General features: G+C 46.7%; 7 protein-coding genes. 6 read left to right on the forward strand and 1 reads right to left on the reverse strand.

Annotation, left to right across the window (positions count from 1 at the left end; translation table 11 throughout):
* Positions 1–10 precede the first annotated feature (10 nt).
* Positions 11–814, reverse strand: a complete 804-nt coding sequence (gene cas6, locus R3D00_27960) for a CRISPR-associated endoribonuclease Cas6 (GenBank protein MEZ4777043.1) — start codon at positions 812–814, stop codon at positions 11–13.
* A gap of 97 nt (positions 815–911) precedes the next feature.
* Here cas6 and R3D00_27965 point away from each other — a divergent pair, with 97 nt between their 5' ends.
* The 6 genes from R3D00_27965 (at position 912) to R3D00_27990 (ending at position 12,115) form a co-directional block, all read left to right on the forward strand.
* Complete coding sequence (locus tag R3D00_27965; GenBank protein ID MEZ4777044.1) at positions 912–6,365, forward strand: alpha-2-macroglobulin family protein; 5,454 nt, start codon at positions 912–914, stop codon at positions 6,363–6,365.
* A gap of 116 nt (positions 6,366–6,481) precedes the next feature.
* Positions 6,482–7,537 carry a ChuX/HutX family heme-like substrate-binding protein gene (locus R3D00_27970; GenBank protein ID MEZ4777045.1) on the forward strand — a complete coding sequence of 352 codons (1,056 nt, stop codon included), beginning with the start codon at positions 6,482–6,484 and terminating at the stop codon, positions 7,535–7,537.
* Positions 7,538–7,677: 140 nt separating this feature from the next.
* The gene (locus R3D00_27975) at positions 7,678–8,565 is read left to right on the forward strand and encodes a NotI family restriction endonuclease (protein MEZ4777046.1); all 888 of its coding nucleotides are present in this window, start codon (positions 7,678–7,680) and stop codon (positions 8,563–8,565) included.
* A gap of 2 nt (positions 8,566–8,567) precedes the next feature.
* On the forward strand, positions 8,568–9,443 hold the full coding sequence (locus tag R3D00_27980) for a DNA adenine methylase (protein ID MEZ4777047.1): 876 nt from the start codon (positions 8,568–8,570) through the stop codon (positions 9,441–9,443).
* 288 nt (positions 9,444–9,731) lie between these two features.
* Complete coding sequence (locus R3D00_27985; GenBank protein MEZ4777048.1) at positions 9,732–11,144, forward strand: Gfo/Idh/MocA family oxidoreductase; 1,413 nt, start codon at positions 9,732–9,734, stop codon at positions 11,142–11,144.
* Between the two features lie 41 nt (positions 11,145–11,185).
* On the forward strand, positions 11,186–12,115 hold the full coding sequence (locus R3D00_27990) for a hypothetical protein (GenBank protein MEZ4777049.1): 930 nt from the start codon (positions 11,186–11,188) through the stop codon (positions 12,113–12,115).
* Positions 12,116–12,268 lie beyond the last annotated feature (153 nt).

A 12,268-nucleotide genomic window follows, 5' to 3' on the forward strand; every position in this document is an offset into this window, starting at 1 on the left:
GGGAGCGAAATCATTTTCTCCCTATCACTTTTACCGCCCCAAATCCCAAAGCATTTTCACCGCCAAAACCTGCGAGCATGCCCACACGCAGGAGTTCTGCAGGTGCGATTACTTCAAAATCGAAAATATAACCTATGACTTTGGTTTCCTCCGGTGTATGGGCTTTGATGCGGATGCCATTCTTTTTAGGCTTTGCTGATAGCAGCCGAAATTTCAGCTCAGGGTTTGCAGGAATCGGTTCAACCAACCCATGATGATGCGCTATTTCATGTTTTTCCAGCAGGTTGCTGAAAAAATACTTTGCATAATCTTCATCCTGTGGTGAAAGGTATTTCTGCCACAATTTCCCGTCTTTCCGGATTTCTGGTTTGATTACAAGCAGCGGACTCGTTGTGCGAAAAGACACTGCCTTGTCTGTAAATGTCTCTGCAGAAATAATGGAGACAGCTGAGACCTGCAAATCCACCCGGCTGATCCGGTCGCCCAGGGCAAATCGCTGCTCTTTGAACAAGCCCGAAATCATCTCCTCTGCGGCTCGCGGCACGAGGAAAGACACCACAAAAGAAATTTCCTCGCTGAATATTTTTATTCTGTCGTCGAGAATTTCGTATCGGGGGGGAATCCACAGATTGGAAAAGGTAAATAACTTAAATCTTTTGTTGCCTTGACTATATCCTTCGGCGTGAAGAAAAGCACCAAAATCAGTGTCCGCACTGCTGATAAGTTTGTAAATCCAGGCGCTAAGTTCATACTGGTAAGACAGGGGTAATAATTGCCCCGGATACATTACCTTTAGCGTAATCTTCAATTGCATATTGTGTTTCCTGCTTAGGAACTATTTGATTTCCCAAAATAGAAATTTTTTATGGAAATACCGGAAATTTGAAATCTAAATACAGGATCCACTTCTTATGAAAAACTACGCCGTTTTTTTCCTGTTTTCTTTCGCCCTGTGTCATCTATTTGCCCAGACGCAACTTTCGACTGCGCCCAATAGCCCGTATATCTATGCGTACCGGTTGTCTGATGATGAGGCAAACAATATGGTCGCCAATCCGGACGTAGTTCCCGATACGACTTTCCTCCACTCGAAAGTTGACTCGCTGCGATTTACAGCCAATAATGACTCGCTGAAGGCTTTTAAAGAAACGCTCCGCAAGGGCTATTACCTCTTCACATGGGTGGAAAAAGGACAATGGGTACTGAAATTGTACCACCTTACGGCACTGCAATTCGACTATTTGCCGGGCATAAACCAGACCCTTTTGTATTTGAATGTGCCTCCGGGTGAGGCTAAAGTTTTGTACGACAACAACCCCCTTTCCTGGTCAGCAGAATTTCAGACTTTTATTTTGCCCGGAAGCAAACACAAAGGTATAATCACCGTACAAACAACTGAGGAAAAAGCATTTTATGCCATTTCCCACCGACGGCACAGCAAAACCATATCAGCCTATACATGGTCTGCCCAAAGCGGGTCATTCCGCCCCTACAGCCGCCAAACCAAGCCTTCAGCTAAAGGCTACATCATCACAAACCAGCCGAAATACCTGCCGGGAGATACCGTCAGGTTAAAGGCGTTTATCCTCCGCAAAAATGGGAAACCTTTGCGGGAGGTCATTAATCTTCGCCTGAAAGAAAACCGTTACTGGCAGGAATCGCCCCTCACAACACTTTCACCTTCCACACCTGGCGCCTATATCTGGCAATTTCCTATCCCTGATTCACTGCCGCTTGACAAAAAATATCAACTGACTGTTCGCAGGACAAAAAATAAAAAATGGATTTCTCTCTCCGGAGGTGAATTTTTGTATGAGGATTACCAGCTCAAAAATGTCACCTACCTGCTGAACAATGATTCGCCTGTCCTCACATGGAATGATTCCCTCGTCTTTACCGCCACCGCTACTGATGCCAACGGGCAACCCGCACCCGACACCCGCATCCAACTTGCCATCCGTCTGAGAAGCGTTGTTTCGCCGCCAGATGTTTCCATGCACCTCGCTTCTTTGCTTGCCGATACCACTGCTTTAATCGATGCCGGTAAATGGAAATTTGCCCTTCCGCCTTCTGCGATTCCACACGTTCCGGCTGCATACGCGGTTACGGCTACTTTTACCAACAGTGAAAACGAAACCCGGGATACCACATTTTACTTCACAGTCAAAACGCCGGAAGAAAAAAAGGATGAGGAAACAATCGCCGGCAAACCTGTTCTCCCCACCCCCGACATCACCCTCAGCGGCAACCGCACCGCCGATTCTGTATTCATTCACCTTACCAATCCGGCGGGAATTACCTTCAGCTATCAGTGGTGGAAAGGGAAAACGCTGGTGAAAGCAGCTATTACCGGTACTGATCTGGAGATAGCAATCAATGATGATTCTGATGCGCCCTACCGCTTTCAGGTCGATTACCTGCGCGATGGGAAAAAACAAAACAATACCGTGCTTTTGCCGGTATTTACCCAGGCACTTACGATTGAAATCCGCCAGCCGGGCCAGGCAACACCAGGGGAAAAAGTTCCGGTAACGATCTCTGTCAAAGACTACCAAAACCAGCCGGTATCAGGCGTAAACCTGACGGCGCTCACGGTCAGCAACCAGTTTGAAACAAACCACGTCCCCGATCCGCCCTATCTGGGAAAACCGCAGGAAGCAGGTTTACACAGTACTACTTTTTCGGTAAAAGATGACCTCCATACGGGAAGGCCGGCCCTTTCATCCGGGTGGCTCCATCCCATGGGTCTGGATACGATGGTCTACTTCAAACTGAAATACCCCGATTCGCTATATCTTCAATACGAACCCATTCCCCACTATCTCCCGCAGTTTTCGCCTTATGTGTATAAAGAAGGCGAACAACAACTGCTGCTTATGATCTGGCTGGATGACCAGCCCGTGTATTATTCAGGCGTACAGGTTTCCAGTCCCTATGCTTTTATAGGTGAATCAGGATATCACACCCTCACCCTCCGGACGAGGGATGCAGAATACACCCTTCCCGGCATACAATTAAAAAAAGGCTACAAGCTCGAAATTTCGCTGAATGCAGAAAATCTTCCCGAAGGCGTGTATAAGCTGAATCGGGCAGGATGGCTTACAGAAAAAGAGGCATCTGCGCTCAATCGCTCGCTGGTTAGCATTTCGCCCGACTACAGGCCTAACCAGCGGGTATATCTCTGGCAGAGCCGGCAGGGGTTTGTGGTAAATTATGGGAATTCATTGTTAGCAGGGCCATTTACCCAATATGAACCGCTCCAATTCCGGGCAGTGTTTTCAGGTGGCGAATACAGAGAAGAACTGCCCCTGCGGCCGGGGTACAATTACCAGGTGGGAGAAAAGATCACACTGCTGGAAAAAAGCACGCTGCTTTCCGCCGGAGATCTTATTCCTTATACTTACCTCCCCTACGGCAGGTCGCAAACTTTTGGACAAACAGCCCTTTTGCCAGGAGATATTCTCAGCGATCAGATGCCCCATTCTCCGGCGAGGAATACCAGCCAGAGGCCCGATTTTTTAAAAGCTTCGGGCGAATACAGGCTGGTCTGTAAGCATCCAGACAAGATTCGATTCCTCCACCTCCAGCGATACGGAGACAGGAAAAATGTATGGACGATTCCCGCCGAAAATCTGCGCATTCCCAACCTCAGTCCGGGCATTTACGAAATGACAGTCGAAAACTATCAGGGAGAATTTGCTGCACTCTGGTCATTTGAAATCAAAGAAGACTATATCTTTTTTGATCAGCGCGATACGATCATTTTTGAGCAACATCATTACTTTGCCCGTAATATCACAGATCCCGCCAGGATTTCCCCTGACGGATGGTTTCTCAATGAGGCCGTGCAGTTTGGCGCAGATACTTTGAGCGGAACAGTCAACAACGCCGAAACCGGCGCAGCCATCCGGGACGCAAAGGTAATTTTGTATGCAGAAGGCAAACAAGTTATGGGCAGCGTAACCGATGCAGACGGACGGTTTATTTTTCCGGATATCTATGCACGGCACTACGAATTGATGGCGCTCAGGAAAGGATATTCCATTCAACTTCAACCGGCAGAATGGCAAAAGGGAAAGTCAGTTAAATTATCCATTAAACCCGTTTTGTCGGGAAAAATAGACTCGCTCAAAGTGGAACTGGCTATACAAAAAGTGCCCAATAACTTTTACCGTCAGACAAATTATTATATAGACGGAGTAAGAGTTAGGGGGGAAAGTGATAACGATGAAGGAATTCAGCAGCCAAGAATAGTGGTTCGCGGGGCAAGTAGTGTTTCAGGTTCTTACCGGCCAGCCGATATTAACCTGAACGATAAAATGATGCTGGATGAAGTCGTGGTGACGGCATCGGGGTTAAAGAAAGATGTTTTTCTTCCGGGAAGAGTGCAGAAAGAAAAAGAAGAAGCACTTTTTTGGACGAATCCCCTTTCAGGACTTTACGGAAGCCGGGCTCCTGAAGCTGACAGCATCTTCCTCCTGCCGTATATCCTCCGCTCCGAGTTTGCCGACTGCGCGGCCTGGGAACCCAACCTCATCACCGGCGCAGACGGAACTGCCACCTTTACCCTGACATTCCCCGACAATATCACCACCTGGAATACCTATGTGCTGGCGATGAATGACAAACGGCAGAGCGGATATGGAAAAACCTCCACCCAGGTCAGCCGACCAGTCATCGCCCGGCTGGGAATGCCGCGGTTTGCCCTGACGGGCGATTCGCTCTCGCTTACCGGCCGCGTGGTCAACTACACAGGAGAACCCATTCTCACAAAAACTATATTCACTGCTGACGACAAACCGCTTGCCGCGGGAACCGATACCCTGTTGAAAAATTTTCTGGTCGAACCGGCATCTCTCGTTGCGGGAAATGGCGACAGTATGAAAATCGCCTATCAGGCCCTTCTCGCCAACGGCTATTCCGATGGAGAACAACGCTATCTGCCCATACTGCCCGTAGGGCTGGAAGAACATACAGGCAGTTTCCACTACCTCGAAGGAGACACGGCTTTATCCCTTCGCCCCAACCCCGATCTAGGTCCCGCAACCCTTCAAATCCACGCCAATCCGCTGGAAGTCCTGCTCGAAGACCTCGAATGGCTGAAACGCTATCCATTTGAATGCAACGAACAACTCGCCTCCAAACTCATCGCCTGGTCACAGGAGAAAAAAATCAGGCAAATCCTCAATCAGCCATTCGATCACGAAATCGCCATTCAGAATATCAAAAGAAAACTCCTTCGCAACCGCAACAAAGACGGTTCGTGGGGCTGGTGGGAAAACGGATCGGGAAACGTGTGGATGACCGCCTATATCACCCGTGCCCTCCTGGTCGCCGGGGAAGAAAAAGACAATCTGGCGATTTCTGCACAATGGCTGCTCGACCGGCTGTTTACCCTCAGTCCGGATGAGGCTTTATACGCGATGCTCACGCTGTCGGAAATGTATCCGGTGCTGCGGTTTCCTTACGAACTGGAAAAAGCCGAAAAGCTTGCCAGTCGCCCTTACCATCAACTGTTGATAACCCGCATTCGCCAAAATCAGGGACTGCCCGTGGATATGGAAAAATTTTGGGACGACAGCCATACCGACCTGATGGGAGGGAAATACTGGGGACCGGAGAGCTGGTATTGGTATGGAGGAAATGTGGAAATGACCACACTAGCGTATGAAATTCTCCGGGGAAAAGGCCAGGCACCCGAAGAGCTAACTGCGATTCGCAATTATTTGCTCAGAGTACCCAATAAAAACACGATTGAAACAGCACGGATTCTTTCCGTTGTGCTTCCTGACCTGGCGGCGGCTTCTGTTTCTCTCGATACAAAAGCCACCATTTCCCTGCAAAATCAGGAATTGGTCAAAGAATTTCCGGTCAAAAGAATCTATTCCGGCAATGAGGAGATGATCAGCATACAAAAGACGGGGTTACAGCCTGTTTTTGTCTCTCTCACCCAAAACCACTGGAATCCACAGCCACCGCGCAGAGACAGCCTGTTTGAGATTCATACCTCATTTGCCGGAGAAGAAGGATATATCCCCATGCTTAAAACAGGAGAAAAAGCCTGGCTTCAGGTGAATCTGCGTGTAAGAGAAGCAGGCGAATATCTGATGCTTCAGATTCCCGTTCCGGCAGGTTGTTCATTCGGAGAAAAAAAACAGGCCTTCCCCTATGCAGATCACGCCGAATACTATAAAGATCGGGTAAATCTCTGGTTCAGCCGCCTTCCGGCGGGCAGTTATACCTTTCGCATCGAACTCGAACCCCGCTATACGGGAAATTATACCCTCAATCCCGCGCAAATAGAAATGATGTACGCTCCGGTGAAAAACGGGAACAACGAAATCAGCAAAACTGAAATACGGTAATTCTGAAAATATTTCACACCCGGCTTGGTGATGGGGGGAATAATTATATACATTTGCCATTATTTTTATTTAGACTAATTCTAAATAAGGTATTAAGCAAACTATATCAACACATTATGCAACCGATTAACCAAGATCTCAAATCCCGCTGGGAGGCCATGAAAGCAGGCCAGCCCCATCTCCGCATCCGCAATGCAGCCAAAGCCCTGAACGTCAGTGAAGCCGAACTCCTGGCGACCACCTGTGGTGAAACCGCCATCCGCCTGCGGCCCGAGTTTGCGGCTATTCTGGGTGAAATCACTTCCCTCGGCAAAGTCATGGCCCTCACCCGCAACGACGAAGTCGTGCATGAGCGCAAAGGCGTTTACCTCAATCCCAGCCTCTCCAATCCGCATGTGGGGTTGTTTGTAGGCGAGGACATTGACCTCCGCATTTTCCCCAAATCATGGGCATCGGTTTTTGCCGTTACCGAAGGCTTCCCCAATGACCCCGACAAAAAGCGGTACAGCCTTCAGTTTTTTGCCGCAGACGGAGAAGCCATTCACAAAATTTATCTCGTCCCGCAGAGCAACCATGAAGCATTTGAAAAACTGGTAGAAAAATACCGCCACGAAGACCAGTCCGCAGAACAGGCGGTAACGCCCTTTCCGCCCGAGTCGCCCGAACTTCCCGATGCAGCCATTGATGTGGCGGGTTTTCGCGAAGGTTGGGTGAATCTGAAAGACACCCACGACTTTTTCGGGCTGTTGCAAAAATACCGTATCAGCCGTACGCAGGCTTTGCGGCTGGCGCCGGAAGGCAACTTTGCCATTCAGGCAGGCAACGACACCCTTCGCAAAGTGTTGAATCTCGCATCTGAAAGACAGGTTCCCATCATGGTATTTGTCGGCAACCGGGGGATGATTCAGATTCACACCGGCACGGTCCATAAGATCGTCGATCACGAAGCGTGGCTGAATGTACTCGATCCCGAATTTAACCTTCACGTGCTGGAGCCGGCCATTTCGCAGACCTGGATCGTGAGAAAACCCACCGTTGACGGAACCGTGACGGCGCTGGAAGTATTTAACGAAAAAGGCCAGCAGATCGTCCAGTTGTTTGGCAAGCGCAAGCCCGGCATCCCGGAGATGGAAGCCTGGCGGGAGATTGTGGCGGAGGTGGAGAAAGCATAGACAGGCTGGGCTAGCCGACTGACGAGAAACCAATGCGATCAAAAATAAACGCTACGCGTGGCGGATATATGGATGTTGGGTCCAATGGGAAAATTACCAACTAAATTTCTATCGGCCGACAGAATTTCATATCTTTGAGCATGGCAAAAAAAGCAGAAAACAAAAGTCCACTTGGTGAAGTTTTTGGCTTTCCAATTGAGAATACCAGCTCAAAAGCACAAAGATATCGAAAGCAGAAACTTTGTCCTTACAATAACAAAGTTCCAAACTGCACGAAGGACAAAGCAAACAATCCACTGGGAGTTTGTAGTGTTTGGCATAATGGAACATCAGTAATAACTTGTCCAATAAGATTTAGAGAAGATTGGGTAATTGTTGAAAATGTGGCTGAGTTTGCATTTGGACAAAAAGCGAATTGGACTTCCCTATCTGAAATTAAGCTTGTGGATAAAAACGGGCAATCCGCAGGGAATATAGATTTTGTGCTTGTCCAGTACAATGATAAAGGCCAACTGATTGACTTTGCCTCGCTTGAAGTTCAAGGCGTTTATATTTCAGGTAACCTTAGAAATCCATTTGAAGAATATATCAAAAAGCCATCTAAAGACTTTGAGTGGCCAACAGGATACAATTATCCCAAACCTGATTATCTTTCGTCGTCTCGAAAGCGACTTATTCCTCAATTGCTTTATAAGGGAGGTATTTTCCAATCATGGAAGAAGAAGCAGGCAGTAGTTCTACAAAAATCATTTTTTGAAACGCTCCCTTCACTGCCAACAACCACTAAATCAAAAGCAGACATTGCCTGGTTTTTGTACGACCTTGTATTTGATAAAGAACAAAAACAAAACAATCTTATTCTAAGTGAAACGGTTTACACAGAGTTTGAACCAGCGCTTGTAAGAGTAACCACTCCCGAACCCGGACACATTACAGACTTCATCAATGTTTTACAAAACCGTCTTGACGAGCATTTGGACAAGAATCCGCCAGATGCTCCGTCATTAACAGACATAATAAGCAGTTAAACATGGACGGACAATTATCAATGTTTGAAACTCAGAATAGGAAAGCAGCCCCGAAGGTTGTAAATGTTGCTTCAGTGCCACAAAGAAGTCCATTCAGATATCCAGGTGGAAAGACTTGGTTGATTCCTGTCGTAAGAAAATGGCTTAAGCAATCAAAAGATACTAAAATATTAATCGAGCCTTTTGCAGGTGGTGGAATTGTCAGCCTTACCGCAGCATTTGAAAATTTAGCGGACAAGGTTGTAATGGTTGAACTTGACCCTGAAGTAGCTGCGGTTTGGGAAATAATAATTAATGGTGACCACAATTGGTTGGCAGACAAAATCTATTCATTTGACCTAAACCCTGAAAATGCAAACTTAATACTTCAAAAAGAAGATAAAACGATTAAGGAACAAGCTTTTAGCACAATTCTTAAGAACAGAATCTTTCATGGTGGCATTATTACGAAAGGTTCGGGGCTAATTAAAAATGGTGAGAACGGAAAGGGAATCAAATCTCGTTGGTATCCCAAAACCTTGCGAGACAGAATCATGGCGGTTGGACATGTTAAATCAAAAATTAATTTTGTAACAGGTGATGCATTTGCAGAATTAGAGAAGATCAAGAATGATGAAAACACCTATTCATTCATTGATCCTCCATACACTGTTGCAGGAAAGCGACTATACACACATTTTGAAATCCACCATGACGCTCTGTTTGATTTGACTGCACAACTGAAAGGAAAGTTTATGCTCACGTATGATGATACGGAAGAGATAAGAGCCTTGGCCAACAAGTACAAGCTTGACTTCCGGACAATTCCAATGAAAACTACACACCATATTCAAAAGAATGAAATCATAATATCGGATAATTTTGAATGGTGGGAATAGCTGAAAACCCCGCCCTTCGGGTAGCCGCAAACCGTTCGTTGTGCGTCATTGTATAACGAATCATCAAGACAACGACTAGCTTTAACCTATCCAATTAGAAGTATTGGAAATAAGAATTTCGCTTATCCTTGCAAATTTTGCATAAATAAGAAGGTTGAAATCTGCTTATATTTACTTTTTTTGCAAAAATAAAGGATTTTATGAGCAGTATTAGCCTTATTCTGACCCCACCCCCAAAATTTGCACCGGAGCTTTAAGTTTCAGAACTTTCCTGAAACTCAAAGAAGCATGAAAGACCATTCTCCCAAATCCACCTCCCGCAGATCATTCATTAAAAGCTCTGCCCTCACTACTACAGGTTTGATGATCGTGCCTCGCCACGTATTGGGCGGCCCGGGTTTTGTCGCTCCCAGTGATAAAGTGAATATCGCGCTCGTTGGCGCTGGTGGCCGGGGCACCGAAAACCTGCGGGAGTTGCTCAAACTGGATGATGTGCAGGTTACTGCCATTGCAGATCCGGCGGAATACTGGGATTTGAACCGGTTTTATTACCACTCTGTTGCGGGTCGTAAACCGGCGAAAGACATAGCAGAAGCACACTATGAGGCAAAAACCCCCAATTTTAAAGTCGCTGAATATGTGGATTTCAGGGAAATGCTGGAAAAGGAATCTTCCTTGGATGCCATTTTATGCGCGACTCCGGATCATACGCATGCCTATATTTCCCTGATGGCGATGAAAGCCGGGAAACATGTCTATTGCGAAAAACCCCTCACTCACAATATCTGGGAAGCCCGGGAAGTGGCAAAAGTTGCCAAAGAAACCGGTCTCGCCACCCAAATGGGCAACCAACTCCACAGTAGCCAAAACCTTAGGCAGACCGTTGAATATCTCCGGGCTGAGGCAATTGGAAAAATCAGTGAAATTCATGTCTGGGTAGGAGCAACCCGCTGGACGGCTGGTTTGCAGGGCGTACCCACGATCAAAGATACCCTTCCGGCCGGTTTTGACTGGGATCAATGGATCGGCACCCGGGAGATGCGGGACTTTAACCATGCGTATGCACCCGTTTCATGGCGGGATTTCTGGGATTTTGGATGTGGTGCCATGGGAGATTTTGGGTGCCATGATCTGGACGCTCCGGTTTGGGGATTGGATTTGCCCGCACCGGAAAGTGTAGTGATGTATCCCGCCGGTTATAGCGATGAAAATATTATCCCTTATGGAGAAATTGGCTATTTCCATTTCCCGGGAAATAAAAAACAGTCTCCGGTCAAACTGACCTGGTATTCCGGAGGACTTAAACCACAGATTCCGGAAGGGTTACCCAAAGATTTGACGCTTTCAGGACGTGGCGCTTTGTACATAGGGGAAAAGGGCATGATGCTGTATCAGGGGGGTGCACCCAGGCCCAGACTCTTCCCGGAAGAATTGGATGTTTCGTTTCAACTGAAAAAAACGACTTTAAACCCATCCAATGGACATCACCGTGATTGGGTAGATGCGATGAAAGGCGGAGCGAAGGCCAGTTCACATTTTGAATATGGCGCGCATTTGACGGAGATTACCTTATTGGGCGTCCTGTCGCTGCGTTTGGGTGGAAAAGCTATTCAATGGGATGCGGAAAATATGAAGGTGAAAGGATTGCCAGAAGCTGACGTTATTATCAGGGAACCGGTGAGGAAAGGCTGGGAGATGTGATTTTTGTTTAACTTCGTCAAACCTCCAAATTTTCTTTTATTATGTCCACCCGCCGCCTGGCCGCCATCATCACACTAACAGTTGCGACGCTATTTTCAGGTTGCAACAAATCATCGGTTGACAAAAGCCAAATGGTAAATCCCGTTATCGGGGATATCAGTTATGAGAGTAAGTTTGGACACAAACCTGACGCAACAACTGACAACGACCTGAGAATCAGAACTCATCTTGAGTATGTCGAAAATTTATTAAGAGCCAGGGACGTTTCAGATCTTTCCGTTGAACTTAAATCAAAACGCAACCATCTTTTAGACCTGCTCCACGACTATTGGACGAAAGGAGTTTTCCCTAAAAATTACGACTACCCTGACCAGAGAAAACCTTGTTTTATAGACAGGGACGGGACAATTTGCGCAGTTGGGTATTTGATAGAGCAAACCACAAACAGACAAGTTGCAGAGGGTATTAACAGCAAGTTTAAATACGATGAACTTTTAGCAATGAATGACCAAACGGTTGACAACTGGGTGTTGGCAAGCGGGCTTACAAAAGAGGAATGTGCAATGATACAGCCGACTTATACTTACAATTATATTTCCCCAGGATACGGTATTTCATCTTCAATTATTGGCGGGCTCAATTTGTCGCTTAATACAGTCAACGGAATTCATATTGGAAACGGTACCTCTACCAAAACTGCTCCGGCTATTGGCCTTATATCAGGGGCCGGACAAATCGTACTTGGCGCTGTTATGTTTGAACCGGCCCAGGGAGGAATAAGCTATATAAACGAAAGCAAAAATGTACTTTCAATGGTAAACATTGGACTTGGCACAACTACCATGATTTTGAGTACCTGGAATTTAATATCGAACCGCAAACCTAAAAGCAAATTAACCTGGGATGTTCACAGCTTTCCGGCACAGGACAACCGCACAGGAATGGCGTTCAGGCTGACACGAAAATTTTAGCGGTAACGCTACAACTACTTAACCCTATTCACCAGCAGACATTTCCAAAATTCAGGTTTTACCTGGGAAAGCGTTTGGTAACCTAAGTTAAGCTTTTGTGGCGTTTTACCTAATTTTCGAAAATAGTGGAATTTAGCAACAGCCTTTTTAAGA

Source organism: Bacteroidia bacterium, from assembly GCA_041391665.1.
Lineage (GTDB): Bacteria > Bacteroidota > Bacteroidia > J057 > J057 > JAGQVA01.